The following is an 18316-nucleotide window of genomic DNA, read 5'->3' on the forward strand; positions in this document are numbered from 1 at the left end:
CGAGATGCGGGGTTCGTCGTTCGGAACGGGGTTCGAGACCAGGAGGCGCGGTGCGCGCCCCCGGGGACCGCTCGCTACGCCTGCACGCCGGCGAGCTCGTCGATGAGGCGGTCGCCCGAGCGGGCCTCGATCATCTCGGCGTCGATCTCGGCGCGGTCGAGCAGCTCCTCCATGCGACGGCGGCGCTGGCGCGTGATGAGCGTGACGACGGTGCCCTCCTTGCCCGCGCGGCCGGTGCGGCCGGAACGGTGCATGTAGGTCTTGTACTCGTCGGGCATGTCGGCCTGGACGACGAGCTCGATGTCGTCGACGTGGATGCCGCGGGCGGCGACGTCGGTCGCGACGAGCACGTTGACCTTGCCGCTGGTGAGCAGCTGCAGGTTGCGCGTGCGGCGGGCCTGGTTCAGGTCGCCGTGCAGGCTCGTCGAGCGGATGCCGGCGTCCTCGAGCTGGTCGGCGAGCTGCTCGGCGAAGGCGCGGGTGCGGGCGAAGACCAGGGTCTTGCCACCGCCCGAGGCGAGCTGCTCGATGACCGCGGTCTTGTCGCGCTGCTCGATCAGCAGCACGCGGTGGTCGATCGTGGCGCTGGCCTGGTCCTCGCCGGCGACCTCGTGCACGGCCGGGTCGACGAGGAACTCGTCGACCAGCTTCGCCACGCCCTTGTCGAGCGTCGCGCTGAAGAGCAGCTTCTGGGCGCGGGCACCGTCGGGGCGGACCGTCGCGGTCTCGCGGATGATGCGCTGCACCGGCTCGAGGAACCCGAGGTCGCACATGTGGTCGGCCTCGTCGAGCACGGTCACGACGACCTCGCTCAGGTCGAGACGACCCTGGTCGATGAGGTCCTCGATGCGTCCGGGGGTGCCGATGACGATGTCGACGCCGCGGTTGAGCGCACCGACCTGACGCTGCTGCGGCACGCCGCCGTAGACCTGCGTGGTGAACAGGCCGACCGAGCGGGCGATGGGCTGCACGGTGCGGTCGATCTGCATCGCGAGCTCGCGGGTCGGGGCGAGGATCAGCGCGCGGGGCTTGCGGCCCATCTTGCGGTTCTTCGCGCCGTTGTTCTCCATCAGCTTCTCGACCAGCGGAGCGCCGAAGGCGATCGTCTTGCCCGAGCCCGTGCGGCCGCGGCCGAGCACGTCACGACCGGCGAGCACGTCGGGGATCGTCGCCGCCTGGATCGCGAACGGAGCCGCAGCACCCATCGTCGCCAGCTGGCGCTCGATGTTGTCGCCGAGGCCCAGGTCGCCGAAGCTCACGCCCTCGACGTCGGCCGCGGTGACGACCTCGGCCTTGAGCTTCTCGAGCTTGACGTCGTCCTCGGGCGAGTAGTGCGTGGCCGCGTCGCGCTTCGGGTAGAAGTCGCTCGACCGGTCGCCGACGCGGGCCGGGCGGTCGCCGCGGTCGTCGCGGTCGAAGCTGCGTGCCGGGCGGGCGTCGCGGTCGAAACCCCCGGAGGCGCGGCCACCGCGCTCGGGACGGTCACCGTACGCACGCGGCGCGCGGTCGTCGCGGGCAGGTCGGTCCGAACGGTCGAAGCTGCGAGGGGCGCGGTCGTCACGCGAGCGGTCGTCGCGAGCCGGGCGGTCGCTGCGGTCGTAGCTGCGGGGGGCACGATCGTCACGAGCCGGACGGTCGTTCCGGTCGAACGAACGCGGGGCACGGTCGTCGCGCGCCGGACGGTCGCCGCGGTCATAGCTGCGGGGAGCACGGTCGTCGCGGGCGGGGCGATCCGAACGGTCCCACGAGCGGGGTCCGCGGTCGGAGCCACGGGCGGCGTCGCGGCCACCGTCGCGGCCGTAGCCACGCGCGGCCTCGCGGCCACCGTCACGGCCGAAGCGGGGCGCGGCGTCACGGCCACGCTCGCCGTTGCGGCTGTCGAAGTCGCGGTTGCCGAAGCGGTTGCCGCCGGCCGGCTTCTCGCGCGGCTCCCAGTTCGGGCGGCGGTCCTCGGAGCGGGCCGCGCCGGGGGCACGGTTGCCGCCACCGTCGCGGGTGCCGAACTCGCGGCGTCCGCGGTCGGCACGCTCGCTGGCGTCCCAGCGCTTCTTGGCGGCCGGGGCTCCGACCTCGTCGGCACGGTGGCCGCGGTGCTTGGGGCTCTTCGAGCCGGCCTTGGGGGCACCACCGGTGCGGTCGGTGCGCGGGCGGGAGTTGTCGTAAGGAGACATGGAGGAGTTCTTTCCGGGCTTGTCAGAGATGACGCGAAGAAATACCCGGGCAGCCGTTGACCAGGACCGTTCACAATCGTGAATTCATCCCGTCGCGAATCGACGGGAATCCGGCCCACAAGACTTACAAACCCTCGTGCTGTTCAAAGCTGTGCATGATCGGCACCCGCAGGTGCCGATGTGCTCGCGCCACAGGCGCGGTGTCTTGAGCCGACCCACCTACGATACCCGAGCCTCCCCCGAACCGGAAGCCCCGCCTCCTCGGGTCGACAGGCGGCCTGCCCGTCTCTCCCGACGGACCGAACCCGACCTGCCGAGGGCCTCCCGGCGTACCGAACCCGACCTGCCGAGGGCCTTCCGGCGTACCGAACCCGACACGAACCGGCCGACACGCGGCTCATGTCCTGCCCTGGGCGGCCTGTCCACTGCACGTCGTCGCGAATTGCACGACCACGACCACGACCACGACCACGACCACGACCACGGCCGGACCCGGCACGCCGGCCGAGGTCACACGCGGGGGGCAGCCTGCTCGGCCGCTTCCGCCGCCCGCCGGTCGGCCCGACGTTCGCCGATGCGCTCGAACAGGTAGTAGATGACGGGCAGCACCACGAGTGTCAACAGGGTCGACGACACGAGCCCGCCGATCACGACGATGGCGAGCGGCTGCGAGATGAAGCCGCCGTGCCCGGTGACCCCGAGCGCCATCGGGGTCAGCGCGAAGATCGTGGCCGCCGCCGTCATGAGGATCGGCCGCAACCGTCGTGACGCCCCCTCGAGCAGGGCCTCGCGCACGCGCAGCCCCTTCTCGCGGTACTGGTTCACCAGGTCGATCAGCACGATGGCGTTCGTCACCACGATGCCGACGAGCATGAGCACGCCGATCAGCGACGCGACGCCCAGGGGCACGCCCGAGGCCAGCTGCAGCAGGATCGCGCCGGTCGCGGCGAACGGGATCGACACGAGCAGCAGCAACGGCTGGACCAGGCTGCGGAAGGTTGCCACCATCACGATGTAGACGATCAGGATGGCGATCAGCACGGCGAGACCGAGCTGCGAGAACGCGTTGGCCTGGTCGGCCGTCGCCCCGCCGATCGTGGCGTCGGTACCGTCGGGCAGTTCGACCGACGCGACGGCGTCGGAGACCTCGGTGCCGGCCGACGACAGGTCGTCGCTCGACGGCGTGATCGTCACGGTCGCCGAACGGACCGCGTCGGTGGTCGTGACCGAGGTCGGCCCGGTCGTCTGCTCGACCGTCGCGATGGAGTCGAGTCGCACCGGCCCGGTCGGGCTCGGCAGCTCGAGGGCCTTCAACTCGTCGAGGGTCGCCGGCGGCGTCGGGTCGACCGTGTAGACGTCGACCGAGCTGTCGTCGATCTCGAGCGACCCCACCCGGAACGGCTGGATCGCCTGCGACACGATGCCGCCCACGGCGACCTCACTGTAGCCGAGCGCCGCGGCGGCGGCACGGTCGACCTGCACGCCGATGACCGGCTGGGCCGCCTGCAGGTTCGAGCTGGCCTCGGCGGTGCCGGGAAGGCCCTGCACCTTCTCCAGCACGGCGTCCGTCGCGGTCTGGAGGCTGTCGGGGTCGGGTGCCGTGACGTCGACGGTGATGTCGTTGCTCGTGCCGAACCCGCTCGACGCCGAGACCTCGATCTCGCCGGCGTCGGTGACGTCGTCCAGCTGCGACCGGACGTCGGCCTGCAGGGCGTCCTGGTCGGCGCTCTCGTCGGTGGTGATCGAGTAGGTGACCGTGCTGTCGCCCGAGCCGCCGAGGAAGCTCGCGATCGACGTGCCGCTCGAGCCGATGGTCAGCTGGACCGTCTCGATGCCGTCGACGCCCTCGAGCACCTGCTCGACCCGGTCGGCGGCGTCGGACTGCGTCTGCAGGCTCGACGCGGGCGGCAGGGTCTGCGTGACGGTGAAGGTGTTCTGCCCGCTCGCCCCGAGGAAGTTCGTCTTCATGAAGGGGATGACGGCGCCCGTGCCCACCAGGATCAACAGTGCCACGAGGATCGTCACGACCGGACGCTTCAGGGTGCCCCGCAGCACGGGGACGTACGCGCGACGCAGGCGGTCGAGCGGCCGGGTGTCGGACGGGTCGGAGGCGCGGGTCGTCAACGACTCGGTCGTCGCCCCCTCGACGGCGGCGGCCTCGCCCCCGGGCGCGTGCTTGTGGGCCTTCGGCGCCCGGAGGAACCAGTACGCCAGCACCGGCACGATCGTGAGCGCCACGAACAACGACGCGACGAGCGCGATGGTCACCGTCAGGGCGAACGGTCGGAACAGCTCGCCGGTGATGTTGCCGACGAACGCCAGCGGCAGGAACACCACGACGGTCGTGACCGTCGACGCGGTGATGGCACCCGCCACCTCGCGCACGCCGACCTTGATCGCCTCGAGCCGGTCGACGCCCGCGGTGAGGTGTCGCTTGATGTTCTCGATGACGACGATCGAGTCGTCGACCACGCGGCCGATGGCGATCGTCAGCGCACCCAGGGTCAGGATGTTGAGCGTGTAATTCGCGGCCTGCAGCCCGATGAAGGTGATCAGCACGCTCGTCGGGATGCTGATGGCGGTGACGATGGTCGACCGGATCGACAGCAGGAAGACCAGGATGACGATGACGGCGAAGACGAGGCCGAGCAGCCCTTCTTCGGCGAGCGCGTCGATCGACTGTTGGATGAACGGCGCCTGGTCGAACACGACCGTGAGGTCCACACCGTCGCCCAGGTCGGAGGCGAGGCTCGGGATCGCGTCGCGGACCGTCTGTGACACGTCGACGGTGTTGGCGTCGAGGGTCTTGGTGATCGCGACCGTGAGGGCGTCCTGTCCGTCGACGCGGCTGATCGAGGTGACGGGCGCGCCGGTCAGCTGCACGTCGGCGACGTCGCCGATGGTCGTGGCCGAGGTCCCGCCGAGCAGCGGCAGGGCGCGGATCTCGTCGACGCTGGTGATCCGCTGCCCTGCCTGGATCGACAGGGTCTTGCCGTCCTGCGTGATGGTGCCGCCGGGGATGAGCGTGCCGTTGGCGTCGAGGGCGTCCTGGAAGGCGGCGGTCGTCAGCCCCGCGGCGGTGAGCGCCGTCTGATCGGGCGAGATGGTGACGCGCTGGCCGGCGTCGCCGTAGATCGAGGCCTCGCGGACGCCGTCGAGCTTCTGCAGGTCGGGCACCGTCACGTTCGTCAACCGGTCGACGAGGGCCTGCGAGTCCGCGGAGTCGTAACCGGTGACGGCGATCTGGATCACCGGCAGGTCGTCGAGGCTGCCCGTGACCACCTGGGTGTCGACGGAGTCGGGCAGCGAGAGTCGGTTGATGGCCGACTGGATCTTCTGCTCGGCCGAGTCGAGGTCGGTGCCGTAGGTGAACTCGGCCGACACCGTGCTCTGCGAGGTGCTCGAGGTCGCCGAGGTGCCCTCGAGGCCGGGGATGATCTGGACGGCCTGCTCGATCGGGGTCGAGACGTCCTCGTTCACGACCTCGGGCGTGGCACCCGGGTACGAGCTGACGATCGCGATCTGTGGGAACTGCACGTTCGGTGCGAGTTCTTGCTTGAGCGAGGTGAGGGCGATGCCGCCGAAGACGGCGACGACGATGGTGACGAGGGCGATCAGCGCGCGGTTGCGCAGGCTGAAGACGGACAGCAGGTGCACGGTGCTCCGGTGGTGAGAGGGAGAGCGGAGGAGGCGCGGTGAACGACGTGCACCGCGCCTCCATTGTCACCAGCCTCTCTGGGAACTGGCGGCGCTTTCTTACACGCTGTGCAGAACCCTGGCCGGTCGCCGAGGTGGGGACGAACCGCCCTCCGTCCCTCAGACCACCTCGGCCAGCAGCGGCGAGGCCGGCGCCTGCACCCCGTCGACCCCGTCCCACGCCGCGCGCAGGGCCGCGAGCGCGCGGTCGGTGTCGCTGTCGGCGTACGAGAACGGCACGCGCAGGAAGCGCTCGAACGCCCCGTCGATGCCGAACACCGGACCGGCGGCGAGCAGCAGCCCCTCGCGGCGGGCGGCGAGGGTGAGCCGAGCTGACCGGCGCCCCGAGCCCGACCCAGGTGGTGAGCCCGCCCGCCGGCGACGGCACCTGCCAGGAGGGGAACGCCTCGCGCAAGCCGTGGACGACGCGGTCGCGACCTCTCCTCAGGTGGCCGGCCCGCGCCTCCAGCACGCGGTCGAAGTCGCCGAGCAGCTCGGCGACCACCAGCTGCTCGAGCACGGGCGTGCCCAGGTCGCCCGCCGAGCGGGCGCGCACGAGCCGGGCGACGAGCGGGCGTTCGGCGCGGATCCATCCGATGCGCAGGCCGCCCCAGAGCGACTTGCCGACCGAGCCGATCGTGACGGCCCGTCCGTACGCGGCCATCGGCAGGGGCCGCTCGACGCGCGACCCAGGACCCACCCCGTCGATCGCCATCTCGGCCATGGTCTCGTCGGCGATCACCACGGTGCCCTCGTCGGCCGCTGCCTCGAGCACCCGCACCCTTTGGTCGGCGGGCATCGTCGCGCCCGTGGGGTTGTGGAAGTCGGGCATGAGGTAGGCCACCGGCGGGCTGGCGCGTCGGAGGGTCTGCATCATCGCGGCTTCGTCCCAGCCGTCGTCGACGGTGACGCTGACCGGCACGAGGCGGGCGCCGGCCCCGCGGAGGGCCTCGAAGGCGTGCGGGTAGCCGGGTGCCTCGACGACGGCCCGGTCGCCGCGCGAGACCAGCACGCGGGCGAGCAGCGCGATCGCGTGCTGGGCCCCGAGGGTGACGACGATCTGCTCGGCGCTCGTCTCGAGGCCGCGCCGTCGGTACCGTTCGGCGACGGCCTCGCGCAGCACGGGCCGCCCCACCGGGTCGTAGCCCGAGTCGTCGAGGTAGGCCCCGAGCCGTCCCGCCGCCCGCTGGGCCGCCTCGGCGATGCCGTCGACCGCGGGCAGGGCCGCCTTCGTCAGGTCGAGCAGCCCCTCGGTCGTCGTCGGGCGCGGCACCGATGCACGAGCCGGCAGACGCACGACGCTGCCGCTGCCGCGCACGCTGTCGACGTGCCCCGAGTCGCGCAGGGCGGCATACGCCGCGGCCACGGTCGTCCGACTGACGCCGAGGTGCGCGCAGAGGTCGCGTTCGGACGGCAGGCGCGTGCCGACCGGCAGCCGACCATCGAGCACGAGCAGGCGGATGCGGTCGGCGAGCGCCAGGTAGCCGGGAGCCGAGGAGGCGCGCCACGAGTCGAGCAGCACCCCGAGTGCTCGCGACGAGACGGTGGTGGCACCGTGGTCTAGGTTGTTCACGCGGCCACCCTAGGCCGATTGGACCCTTGCCACCAGGCCAGTCGGGCGATTGGATCGACTTCATGCTCCTCTCGCGTCGCCTGCTGCAGTTGGTCGTCGGCCTCACCGCCTACGGCTTCGCCATCGCCGTCATGATCCGCGCCGGCATCGGCGTCGCCCCCTGGGACGTGCTCTCGCAGGGTCTCGTCCGGCACACCGGGTTGACGTTCGGCACCGTCACGTTCGTCACGAGCTTGGTCGTGCTGTTGCTCTGGATCCCCCTGCGCCAGCGCCCCCGCTTCGGCACGATCGCCAACACGCTGATGATCGGCCCGGTCGCCGACCTCGGCCTGCGCGTGCTGCCGCAGCAGACCGAGTGGTGGGCGCAGGGCCTGACCTTCGCGGGCGGCCTGCTGTTGCTCGGCATCGCGAGCGGCCTCTACATCGGGGCCGACTTCGGGCCGGGCCCGCGCGACGGGCTCATGCTCGGCCTGCACGCCCGACTGGGCTGGCGGGTGGGCGTCGCCCGCACCGTCATCGAGCTCACGGTCCTGGCCGCGGGCTGGCTGCTCGGCGGCCAGGTCGGCATCGGCACGGCCGCCGAGGCCCTGCTGATCGGCCCGCTCGTGGCGATCACGCTGCCGCTCTTCGCCCGGCGCCGGGTGGCGACCTCCGTCGTCGCCCCGGCCCGCGCCTCCTCACCCGCCTGACCCACGGCCGGTACGAATCAGTTCGGACGGACCCGCGCTGACCGGGAATAAACCGCCCGCGAGCGAAGTTGACACGCCCTCGCACGGGAGTAGAGTCGCCGCTCGTGACCAACGACACCCGGTCGCCGAAGCGTTGGCTGATCGGTGAACCCCTGCCCTCGGAGAAGCTCGAGGGGCAGCTGCTGCCGAAGCACCTCGCACTGCCGATCTTCGCCAGCGACCCGCTCAGCTCGGTGGCCTACGCGCCGCAGGAACTGCTGATGATCCTGCTGATCGGCGGCCTCGGGTTCCTCACCCTGGCGCCGTGGGTGGCGGTGGCCGTGGTCGTCCTGCTGCTGGTCGTGGTCGCCTCGTACCGCCAGTTGATCAAGGCGTACCCGTCGGGCGGCGGCGACTACGAGGTCGCCCACAAGAACCTCGGTGAGAAGGCCGGGCTCGTCGTCGCCTCGGCGCTGCTCGTCGACTACGTCATGACGGTGGCCGTGTCGGTCGCCTCGGGCGTCGACAACATCATCTCGGCCGTGCCCGAACTGGCGCCGGTGCGCGTCGAGCTCGCGATCTTCTTCGTCGTCCTGCTCGCGGCCGTCAACCTGCGCGGCGTGCGCGAGTCGAGCAAGGCCTTCGCGATCCCCACCTACCTGTTCGTGTCGAGCGTCTTCGTCATGATCGTCATCGCGCTGGTGCGCACCGCACTCGGCGACCCGCCCGTCGCCGAGAGCGCCGACTACACGGTGCAGGCCGACCAGCTCACGCAGGCCGCCTTCGTGCTGTTGCTGCTCCGGGCGTTCTCGAGCGGGTGCTCGGCCCTGACCGGCGTCGAGGCCATCGCGAACGGCGTGCCCGCGTTCCAGCGCCCCAAGGTGCAGAACGCCCAGAAGACCCTCGTGCTGATGGGCAGCATCGCCATCGTCCTGTTCGCCGGCCTCGTCACGGTCGCCCTGATCGCGAAGGTGCACTACGCCGAGGACGCCTGCGACCTGCAAGGGTTCGTCGACTGCGCCACCACGCCGCAGCGCAGCCTCATCGCGCAGATCGCGAGCGCCGTGTTCGGCGGGGCACTGTTCGGCATCCCCTTCTACGTGATCCAGGCCTGCACGGCGGCGGTGCTGCTGCTGGCGGCGAACACGGCGTTCAACGGGTTCCCGCTGCTCGGGTCGATCCTGGCCCGCGACCAGTACGCCCCCAAGGCGCTCAACACGCGCGGCGACCGACTGATCTACTCGAACGGCGTGATCGTGCTGGCACTGGTGGCCTGCGCCATCCTGCTCGTGTACCAGGCCAGCGTCACGGGGCTCATCCAGCTGTACATCATCGGCGTCTTCGTCTCGTTCACGCTCGGCCAGACCGGCATGGTCGTGCACTGGACCCGCATGCTGCGCGAGGGCTGCGCCGACCGGGGTGCCGTGTACCGGGCCCGCGGCATCAACGCGTTCGGCGCCCTGCTGACCGCGTCGGTGCTCATCGTCGTCACGGTGACCAAGTTCACGCACGGCGCCTGGCTCGTGTTCGTCATCATGCCGATCCTGTTCGTGCTGATGCTCGGCGTGAACCGCTACTACCGCGACGTGCTGGTCGAGATCGAGCCCGACGCCACGACGCAGTTCGGCTCGCACGGCGACCACGCGATCGTGCTGGTCGGCACGATGCAGAAGCCCGTGTTGAAGGCCCTCGACTACGCCATCGCCGCACGCCACGAGTCGCTCGAGGCGATCCACGTGGGCATCGACGACGAGGCGACGGCGCTGCTGCAGCGACAGTGGGCCGAGCAGGACATCGAGGTGCCGCTCCGCATCGTCGCCTCGCCGTACCGCGACATCAGCATGCCGCTGATCAAGTACATCAAGGCCCACCGCGAAGAGCACGGCAGCGAGGTCGTGACGGTCTACACGCCGATCTACATCGTCGGCCACTGGTGGGAGGCCGCCCTGCACAACCACAAGAGCCGCCGCATCCGCCAGAAGCTCATGCTCGTGCACGGCGTGACGATCTCGCTCGTGCCGTGGCTGCTCGACTCGTCCGAGGTGCTCTACGGCCGTCGTTCGCGGCCCATCCCGGGCCAGGACCGTCGTGGCGAGCCGATCCGCCCCCGCCCGGTGCCGCGTCGCGTGCTCGAACCCGCCGGTCGCCGGTCGGGTGCCGCCGGCGGCGCCCTCGGCGCCGACGCGGGCCCCGACGGCCGCGCAGGAGCAGCGGTCGAAGGAGGCGCGGTGCAGCGAGGCCTCGACGTCCAGCCCCCACAGAACGGCTCGGCCGGCACGAAACCCGGGCCGAAGCAGACCCCGCGTGCGCCCGGTTCGGCGAAGGGCAACCGCGGAGGTGGCGCCGCCGCCCGCAAGGCCCGATCGGCCGCCCGCAACTCGACCGGCGCCTCCCCCCGCAAGAAGAAGTAGCCCGCCACCCCCGCCGCCCCCATTCCCCCTGCTCCTCCCCCTCCTGTGCAATTCGCGACGGACGGGCGACGACACGCCGCTCACCGACCGGGATGGACGGCGTGTCGTGCATCAACAGTCGGGTTCGGCCCGCCCGGCGAGCCGCAGTTGGTCGGGTTCGGCCCGCCCGACGAGCCGCAGCTGGTCGGGTTCGGCCCGCCCGGCGAGCCGAAGTTGGTCGGGTTCGGCCCGCCCGACGACGGCTGCCGTCGCCGAGGACGGCCCCTCCTCAGCTCCGGCTGCGTCGCTCCGCGTCGCTCTCCGACAGCCGCGCCACGACCTGCCGCGCGATCGCCCGCCCCGCCCGGTTGGCCCCGATGGTCGACGCCTGCGGCCCGTACCCCGCGAAGAACAAGCGCGGGTCGAGGGTGGACGCGCCGCTCTCGACGCCCACGCCCCCGTCGGCCGACCGCAGCCCGAGCGGTGCCAGGTGGCGCAGCTCGGGGCGGAACCCGGTCGCCCAGACGATGGCGTCCGCGTGGGCGAAGGTGCCGTCCGCCCAGCGCACCCCGTCCGGCTCGACGGCCGTGAACATCGGCCGCTCGACCAGCAGGCCGCGCTCGATGCCCGACACGAAGCGCCGGGTCCGGGGCACGCCCGTCCCGCTGACGATGCTCGGCAGCGCCTGTCCCGTCCGCGCCGCACGGTCCTGGGCGGCGACCGCGGCGACCGCCGACTCGACGTCGAGCTCACCCTGGTCGAGCCAGTCGACCGGCCGGCGCGTGACCCACGTCGTCGAGGCCGCGATGCCGTCGAGTTCGAGCACGAAGCCGATCGCGCTCGTGCCCCCGCCGACCACGACGACGTCGAGCCCCTCGAGTTCGGACGCCGCCCGGTAGTCCGACGTGTGCAGCTGACGCCCGCGGAAGGTGTCGCGCCCCGGGTACCACGGCACGAACGGAGCACCCCAGGTGCCGGTCGCGTTCACGACGACCTCGGCCTGCAGCGATTCACGAGCCGGCCCCGAGCCGGCCTCCGACCCCGTCGCCGAGGCTGCCCCCGAGCCGACACCCGAGGAGGCGCGCCCCGCCCACCGCACCGAGAACCCGTCCCCCAGCCCGGTCACCCCGGTCACCTCGACGGGGCGCCGCACGTCGAGCCCGAGCGCGGCCTCGTACCGGGCGTACTGCTCGGCGACGACGTCGCGCGCCGGGGCCGACCGGTCCGCCGAGTCGAAGCCGAGACCGAGCCCGGCCATGCCCGGCAGGTCGTGCACGCGGTGCGCGGCACCCAGCCGCAGGCTCTCCCAGCGGTGCTGCCACGCGCCTCCGGTGCCGGGCCCCCGGTCGAGCACGACGAGGTCGCGTCCCACCTCGAGCCCGAGCCGTCGCAGGTACCACGAGACCGACAACCCGGCCTGGCCCGCACCGATCACGAGGACCCGCGTCCGCTCGCCTTCGCCCCCAGGAGTCATCCCGACCATCATGCCCGTCCGGGGCGGCAGCCGGGGCTAGGGGTACATGATAAGATCGGTCGAGTTTTTCACCAGCATCCTGTCGGCAGTTCCCGGGTCGTCCGACACCGTTTCCGGGCCGAGTTCAGAGGGGGTCACGCATGGGGCGCGGCCGTCAAAAAGCCAAGCACACCAAGGTCGCCAGAGAGCTGAAGTACTTCAGCCCTGACACCAACTACGGTGCACTCGAAAAAGAGTTGGCGACGAAGAACGACTCCGGCGACGAATACGTCGACAAATGGGCCGACGACTTCGACGACGAATACGACACCGGGCACGATCAGAACAAGAGCGCCTGAGGCCGGTCGGCTGATGACCTCTTCGCCCTCGTCCCTCGTGTGGGAGCAGGTCGTCGTCGACGCCAGCGACCCGACACGGCTCGCACACTGGTGGGCGGATGCCCTCGGCTGGGTGGTCGTCTCGTCCGACGACGACGAACCCGAGATCCGTCCGACGCCCGACACGCTGCCCGGTCTGCTCTTCGTGAGCGTCCCCGAGGCCAAGACGGTCAAGAACCGCCTGCACCTCGACTTCCGTCCGACCCCGGTCGACGGTCAGGGCCGCGAGGCGACGCAGGCCGCCGAGGTCGCGCGACTCGAGTCGCTCGGGGCCGTCCGCGCACAGGTCGGGCAAGACGACTCCGACGTGTCGTGGGTGGTCCTCGCCGACCCCGAGGGCAACGAGTTCTGCGTCCTCTGAGTCCGCACGACGTGCTCCACACGACGACGGCCCCTCGATCGCGAGGGGCCGTCGTCGTGTGTCACGGGCCGAGGGAACGACCGATCGGCCGCCCGTCAGGAGGCGCGGGTCAACCGCCCACGAGTGTCGCGACCGCGGGCAACAACCCCACGACCAGCAGCAAGATCATGCCGCCGGCCGTGAGAGCTGCGACCTTGCGCCCGCCGGTGACGGGTGACGCGGCCGAACGCCGCGGCGCCGGCTCGGCGGGGACCCGGCTGACCCGGGCGCTGCGCGGGGCGGCCACCGCCGTGCGCGAGACAGAGGGGAGGGGGATGCGGGTGGTGCTCATGGGTCGACTCCTTCGTCGTCCGGTCTGACGTCGTCGTCAGCGCGCCCGGCACGGGCGTCCGTTCATCGTACGTCCGACGCCGGGGAGACGCCACGCGACGTGACCGACGATCAGCCCGCGTAGGCCCCGACGAGCCGCACCGCGCCTCCGTCGACTCCCTTGGCTCCCTGTTCGAACCCGGCGAGATCGCGCTGCCCGGTCGAGACGGTGCCGACGGGCCAGGTCGCGATGCCGTCGGCCTCGAGGGCCGAGGTGACCGCGTCGGCCTGCGACGCGGCGACGACGGCGATCATGCCGATGCCGAGGTTCCAGGTGCCCTCGCTCGACTCGAGGGTCGAGCCGGCCAGGTCGCTCAGCACCCGGAAGACGGGCAACGGCGACCAGGTCGAACGGTCGACCTCGGTCCACGACCCGCGGGGCAGCACGCGGGCGAGGTTGGCCGCGATGCCGCCCCCGGTGACGTGGCTGAGCGAGTGGGTCGCGCCGTCGAGCGCGGGGTCGTCGAGCACGCGCAACAGGGGGGACGTGTAGAGCCGCGTCGGTTCGAGCAACGCCTCGCCGACCGTGCCCGAGAACTCGGGCAGGGTGTCGTCGTAGCCGAGGTCGCGCGACGCGAGGATGTGGCGCACGAGCGAGAAGCCGTTCGAGTGCACGCCCGACGAGGCGAGGGCGAGCACGACGTCGCCGTCGCCGACGAGGTGAGGGCCGAGCTGGCGCCCCGACTCGACCGCACCGACCGCGGCACCCGCCACGTCGTAGTCGTCGGGCCCGAGCAGGCCGGGGTGCTCGGCGGTCTCGCCGCCGACGAGGGCGGTGCCCGTTTCGCTGCAGGCGCGGGCGATGCCCTCGACGATCGAGGCGATGCGGGCCGGCACCACGCGGCCGCAGGCGATGTAGTCGGTCATGATGAGCGGCCGGGCACCGACGACGACGATGTCGTCGACGACCATGCCCACCAGGTCTTGCCCGATCGTGTCGTGCTTGTCGAGCGCCTGCGCGATCGCGACCTTCGTGCCGACGCCGTCGGTCGACGTGGCGAGCAGCGGCTTGTCGAAGTCCTTGAGGAACGACACGTCGAACAGCCCGGCGAACCCGCCCACGCCGCCGACGACGCCGGGCCCGTGCGTGGCGCTGACGGCCGCCTTCATCAGCTCGACCGCCCGGTCGCCGGCGGCCGTGTCGACCCCCGCTGCGGCGTAGGAGGCGCTGGTCGAGTGGGCAGAGGAGGTCGCCATTCGTTCATCCGTTCGGTGTCGCTCTAGACTGTCGCGGTAACCCCAACTCTACGGTCTGGAGCCAGATCCGCATGTGCGGCATCGTCGGTCTCGTCGCGCACGAGCCAGCAAATCAACTCGTCTACGATTCGCTCCTCCTCTTGCAACACCGGGGGCAGGACAGCGCCGGCATCGCCACCGCCGAGGGCGGCATCTTCCACGTGCACAAGACCAAGGGGCAGGTCCGCGAGGGCTTCCGCACGCGCGACATGCGTGCGCTGCTCGGCAACATGGGCCTCGGCCACGTGCGCTACGCCACCAAAGGCGCGGCCAGCAACGAGCAAGAGGCGCAGCCGTTCTACGTGAACGCGCCCTACGGCATCGTGCTGATCCACAACGGCAACCTGACGAACACGCGCGAGCTCACCAGCGAGCTCTTCCACGTCGACCGCCGTCACCTCAACACCAACAGCGACACCGAACTGCTGGTCAACGTGCTCGCGCACGAGCTGCAAGAGCAGGTCAACGGCAGCGAGCTCGACCCCGAGCAGATCTTCGCGGCGGTCACCCGCGTGCACGACCGGGTTCAAGGCTCGTACGCGGCGATCGCCATGATCGCCGGCCACGGACTGCTGGCCTTCCGCGACCCGTTCGGCATCCGCCCGCTGGTGCTCGGTCGCCGCCTCGCCGCCGACGGCGTCCGCGACGAATGGATCACCGCCTCGGAGTCGCTCGTCCTCGAGTCCGGCGGCTACGAGATCGTCCGCGACGTCGCCCCCGGCGAGGCCGTCTTCATCTCGCTCGACGGGCAGATGGTGTCGAAGCAGTGCCATGCCAGCCCGCGCCTCATCCCCTGCTCGTTCGAGTACGTCTACCTGGCCCGCCCCGACTCGATCATGAACGGCATCTCGGTCTACGACGCCCGCCTGCGCCTCGGCAACCGGCTGGCCGACACGATCGCCGCGCACTCGCCGATCGGTGACATCGACGTCGTCATGCCGATCCCCGACTCGTCACGCCCCGCGGCCATGCAGGTCGCCCAGAAGCTCGGCATCGAGTACCGCGAGGGCTTCTACAAGAACCGCTACGTCGGCCGCACGTTCATCATGCCGGGGCAGGCCGAGCGCAAGCGGTCGGTGCGCCAGAAGCTCAACGCGATGTCGAGCGAGTTCAAGGGCAAGAACATCCTGATCGTCGACGACTCGATCGTCCGCGGCACGACCTCGCGCGAGATCGTCGAGATGGCCCGGGCCGCCGGTGCGAACAAGGTGACGTTCACCTCGGCCGCTCCCCCGGTGCGCTTCCCCCACGTGTACGGCATCAACATGCCGTCCCGGCACGAGCTGGTCGCCCACGACCGCAAGATCCCCGAGATCGCCCGCGAGCTGGGTGCCGACCACCTCATCTACCAAGAGGTCGCCGACATGCAGGCCGCGATCACCGAGGGCAGCGACGTCACCGAGCTCGAGATGAGCTGCTTCACGGGCGACTACGTCACCGGCACGGTCAGCCCCGAGTACCTCGCCTGGGTCGAGGCCAACCAGCTCAGCTGAGCCAGCGCGCCCGTCCGCACCCGCGCCTCCTGCGCTCTCCGCCGCCCGCGCCCGTCTCCAGCCGCACCTCGCCACCCGCACCTCGCCCCCGCTTCCACCCCCTGGGGGAGGCGCGGTGTCGGCAGGCGTCCCTAGGCTGGGGGCCATGAGCGACGTCGGCATGCCCCGCCCCGAACCGACCGCGACGCCTCCGGCGTCCGCGCTGCAGATCACCGGCCTGCGCAAGGCCTTCGGCGACAAGGTCGCCGTCGACGGCATCGACCTGACCGTGCCGACGGGTTCGTTCTTCGGCCTCGTCGGCCCGAACGGCGCCGGCAAGACGACCACGCTCTCGATGGCGACCGGGCTGCTGCGTCCCGACGCGGGCCGCATCGAGGTGCTCGGCGTCGACGTCTGGTCCGACCCGACGCACGCCAAGTCGCTCGTGGGCGTGCTGAGCGACGGCATCTCGCTCTTCGACCGCCTGACCGGCGAGCAGCTCGTCACCTACCACGGCCTGCTCAACGGCATGAGCCGCGAGACGACGGCGCAGCGGGTCGGCGACCTGCTCGACCTGCTCGACCTGCGCTCCGCCGGCGGCACGCTCGTCGTCGACTACTCCGCGGGCATGACCAAGAAGGTGGCGCTCGCCTGCGCGCTGGTCCATGCGCCGCGCCTCCTCGTCCTCGACGAGCCGTTCGAGTCCGTCGACCCGATCTCGGCCGCGAACATCCGCGACATCCTGCACGGTTACACGCAGAACGGCGGCACGGTCATCGTGTCGAGCCACTCGATGGACCTCGTCCAGCGCATGTGCGACCACGTCGCCGTCATCGCGGCCGGGCGCGTGCTCGCGGCCGGCACGACCGACGACGTGCGGGCCGGCTCCACCCTCGAAGACCGCTTCGTCGAGCTCGTCGGCGGTCGCCAGCACAACGAGGGGCCGTCGTGGTTGCGCACCTCCTGAGCCTGCGCTGGCGGGTGCTGCTGAACGGCTTCAAGCGCAGCACCTGGCAGATCGTCGCGGCGGTCATCGGCGGGCTCTACGGCCTGGGCGTGCTCGCCGCGGTCGTCGCCGGCCTCGTCGCCCTCTCGTTCGCGCCCGAGCGCTGGGCCTGGACGGCCGGCGTGCTCGGCGGCTCGCTCGCGGTCGTCGGCTGGGTCGTCGTGCCGTTCGTCGCCCGGGGCTACGACCAGACCCTCAGCGTCTCGAAGCTGCGCCAGTTCCCCCTGCCCGCCGACCGCCTCCTCGTCGCGCTGTTCGTCGCGGGGCTGCTGGGCATCCCGGGCATCGTCACGCTCGTGGCCGCCCTCGCGACGACCTTCAGCTGGCTGCAGCACCCGCTGTCCGCCGTCCTCGCCCCGTTCTGTGGGCTGCTCGGGGTCTTCGTCTGCGTCGCGGCGTCCCGGGCGGTCGAGACCGCCACCAGCGCGCTGGGTGCCAAACGTCGCTACCGCGAGCTGATGAGCGTCGCGATCTTCGTCCCCCTCATCCTGGCCGGGCCCTTGATCGGCCTGGTCGGCCAGGGGCTCAACTCGATCGGCGACGACCTGCCCCGCGTCGCCCACGCCCTGTCGTGGAGCCCGCTCGGCGCCGCCTGGTCGATCCCCGGCGACGTCGCCCTCGGCCGACCGGGCGAGGCAGCCCTCAAGGCCGTCATCGCCCTGGCCACCCTGGGTGTGCTCCTGCTGATCTGGCGACGGGGCCTGGCGACGGCACTCGTCGCTCCCCCGGCCGTCACGGCCACCGCGGCGTCCAAGGGTCTCGGGCTCTTCGCGCGCTTCCCCGCGACGCCGACCGGTGCGGTCGCCGCCCGCACGGCCGTCTACTGGTTGCGCGACCCCCGGTACGGCGGGTCGCTGATCGTCGTCCCGCTGATGCCGGTCCTGGCGATCTTCCTGTCGTTCTCCCTCGAAACGACCTGGCCGCTGTACGCGATCGGCCCGGCCGTGGCCGCCCTGCTCGCCATCACGCTGGCCGCCGACGTCTCGTACGACGGCACGGCCTTCGCCGCCCACCTGTCGACCGGGCTGGCGGGTTCGGCCGACCGCGCCGGTCGCGTCCTCACGCTCTCGCTGTTCGCGGTGCCCTCCGTCGTGCTCGCCACGCTCGTCCCGCTGGCGGTGGTGGGTCGAGCCGACGTGGCCCCGGCCCTGCTCGGCATCGGCCTGGGCCTGCTGCTCACCGGGTTCGGCGTGTCGAGCGTGGCCTCGGCGCTGTACCTGATGCCCGTCCCGGCGGCGGGCGAGAGCCCGTTCAAGTCCCCGCCCGGCGCCAACGTCACCTCGGCCCTGGGCCTCTACGCCTCGTGGGCGATCGTCTTCGTGTTGTCGCTGCCCGAGCTCGTGCTCGGCATCGTGGCGCTGGTGCAGGGCTCGGTGCTGTTCGGGCTGCTGACGCTCGTCGTCGGCGTCGCCCTCGGGGCCGTCCTGATGGTCGTCGGCATCCGACGGGGTGGACGCCTGCTCGACGCCCGGGGGCCCGAGCTGCTCACCCGCTTGCGGCGGGCTCGCGGAGCCTGACCCGGG

At 71.7% G+C, this 18316-nt stretch carries 13 protein-coding genes and 1 pseudogene; 7 read left to right on the plus strand and 7 right to left on the minus strand.

Features of this window, described 5'->3' with window-relative positions; translation table 11 throughout:
• Window positions 1-74: 74 nt before the first annotated feature.
• From AC1MBW_RS04955 to yczR, 4 genes and pseudogenes are all read right to left on the minus strand, one after another.
• Complete coding sequence (locus AC1MBW_RS04955; RefSeq protein ID WP_480025663.1) at window positions 75-2171, minus strand: DEAD/DEAH box helicase; 2097 nt, start codon at window positions 2169-2171, stop codon at window positions 75-77.
• Window positions 2172-2681: 510 nt separating this feature from the next.
• Entirely contained in the window at window positions 2682-5828 is a 3147-nt protein-coding gene (locus AC1MBW_RS04960) for an efflux RND transporter permease subunit (protein WP_480025664.1), read from the minus strand.
• Window positions 5829-5987: 159 nt separating this feature from the next.
• Entirely contained in the window at window positions 5988-6146 is a 159-nt protein-coding gene (locus AC1MBW_RS04965; protein ID WP_480025665.1) for a hypothetical protein, read from the minus strand.
• Window positions 6147-6249: 103 nt separating this feature from the next.
• Window positions 6250-7440, minus strand: a pseudogene (yczR, locus tag AC1MBW_RS04970) (MocR-like transcription factor YczR); the annotation flags it as partial.
• 62 nt (window positions 7441-7502) lie between these two features.
• Here yczR and yczE point away from each other — a divergent pair.
• Entirely contained in the window at window positions 7503-8129 is a 627-nt protein-coding gene (gene yczE, locus AC1MBW_RS04975; protein ID WP_480025666.1) for a membrane protein YczE, read from the plus strand.
• A gap of 104 nt (window positions 8130-8233) precedes the next feature.
• Window positions 8234-10519, plus strand: a complete 2286-nt coding sequence (locus AC1MBW_RS04980) for an APC family permease (protein ID WP_480025667.1) — start codon at window positions 8234-8236, stop codon at window positions 10517-10519.
• A gap of 268 nt (window positions 10520-10787) precedes the next feature.
• Here AC1MBW_RS04980 and AC1MBW_RS04985 read toward each other — a convergent pair whose 3' ends face one another.
• Entirely contained in the window at window positions 10788-11972 is a 1185-nt protein-coding gene (locus AC1MBW_RS04985; RefSeq protein WP_480025668.1) for an NAD(P)-binding domain-containing protein, read from the minus strand.
• A gap of 140 nt (window positions 11973-12112) precedes the next feature.
• On the opposite strand from AC1MBW_RS04985, the gene AC1MBW_RS04990 reads away from it, so the two are divergent.
• Window positions 12113-12310, plus strand: a complete 198-nt coding sequence (locus AC1MBW_RS04990) for a DUF3073 domain-containing protein (protein ID WP_054147370.1) — start codon at window positions 12113-12115, stop codon at window positions 12308-12310.
• A gap of 13 nt (window positions 12311-12323) precedes the next feature.
• A complete protein-coding gene (locus AC1MBW_RS04995) occupies window positions 12324-12710 on the plus strand; it encodes a VOC family protein (protein ID WP_054147369.1) in 387 nt (128 codons plus the stop codon).
• Between the two features lie 109 nt (window positions 12711-12819).
• Here the strand turns inward: AC1MBW_RS04995 and AC1MBW_RS05000 are convergent, their stop codons facing one another.
• Both AC1MBW_RS05000 and purM read right to left on the minus strand, forming a co-directional pair.
• Entirely contained in the window at window positions 12820-13041 is a 222-nt protein-coding gene (locus tag AC1MBW_RS05000) for a hypothetical protein (protein ID WP_054144891.1), read from the minus strand.
• 110 nt (window positions 13042-13151) lie between these two features.
• A complete protein-coding gene (gene purM / locus AC1MBW_RS05005; RefSeq protein ID WP_480025669.1) occupies window positions 13152-14276 on the minus strand; it encodes a phosphoribosylformylglycinamidine cyclo-ligase in 1125 nt (374 codons plus the stop codon).
• A 71-nt stretch (window positions 14277-14347) separates the two neighbouring features.
• On the opposite strand from purM, the gene purF reads away from it, so the two are divergent.
• From purF to AC1MBW_RS05020, 3 genes are all read left to right on the plus strand, one after another.
• Window positions 14348-15808 (plus strand): amidophosphoribosyltransferase, encoded by a 1461-nt coding sequence (gene purF / locus AC1MBW_RS05010; RefSeq protein WP_480025670.1) that lies wholly within the window; start codon window positions 14348-14350, stop codon window positions 15806-15808.
• Window positions 15809-15953: 145 nt separating this feature from the next.
• A complete protein-coding gene (locus tag AC1MBW_RS05015; protein WP_235477952.1) occupies window positions 15954-16754 on the plus strand; it encodes an ABC transporter ATP-binding protein in 801 nt (266 codons plus the stop codon).
• On the plus strand, window positions 16736-18310 hold the full coding sequence (locus AC1MBW_RS05020) for a transporter (protein WP_480025671.1): 1575 nt from the start codon (window positions 16736-16738) through the stop codon (window positions 18308-18310). Before AC1MBW_RS05015 ends, AC1MBW_RS05020 begins: the two co-directional genes overlap by 19 nt.
• Window positions 18311-18316 lie beyond the last annotated feature (6 nt).

The sequence above is a fragment of the Frigoribacterium sp. AP1 genome (genome assembly GCF_056680555.1).

Excerpts from the sequence above, each read along its gene's own strand:
- AC1MBW_RS04955 (WP_480025663.1), bottom strand. The coding sequence starts at position 2,171 with ATGTCTCCTTACGACAACTCCCGCCCGCGCACCGACCGCACCGGTGGT.
- yczE (WP_480025666.1), top strand. The coding sequence starts at position 7,503 with ATGCTCCTCTCGCGTCGCCTGCTGCAGTTGGTCGTCGGCCTCACCGCC.
- AC1MBW_RS04985 (WP_480025668.1), bottom strand. The coding sequence starts at position 11,972 with ATGACTCCTGGGGGCGAAGGCGAGCGGACGCGGGTCCTCGTGATCGGT.
- AC1MBW_RS04990 (WP_054147370.1), top strand. The coding sequence starts at position 12,113 with ATGGGGCGCGGCCGTCAAAAAGCCAAGCACACCAAGGTCGCCAGAGAG.
- AC1MBW_RS04995 (WP_054147369.1), top strand. The coding sequence starts at position 12,324 with ATGACCTCTTCGCCCTCGTCCCTCGTGTGGGAGCAGGTCGTCGTCGAC.
- AC1MBW_RS05000 (WP_054144891.1), bottom strand. The coding sequence starts at position 13,041 with ATGAGCACCACCCGCATCCCCCTCCCCTCTGTCTCGCGCACGGCGGTG.
- purM (WP_480025669.1), bottom strand. The coding sequence starts at position 14,276 with ATGGCGACCTCCTCTGCCCACTCGACCAGCGCCTCCTACGCCGCAGCG.
- purF (WP_480025670.1), top strand. The coding sequence starts at position 14,348 with ATGTGCGGCATCGTCGGTCTCGTCGCGCACGAGCCAGCAAATCAACTC.
- AC1MBW_RS05015 (WP_235477952.1), top strand. The coding sequence starts at position 15,954 with ATGAGCGACGTCGGCATGCCCCGCCCCGAACCGACCGCGACGCCTCCG.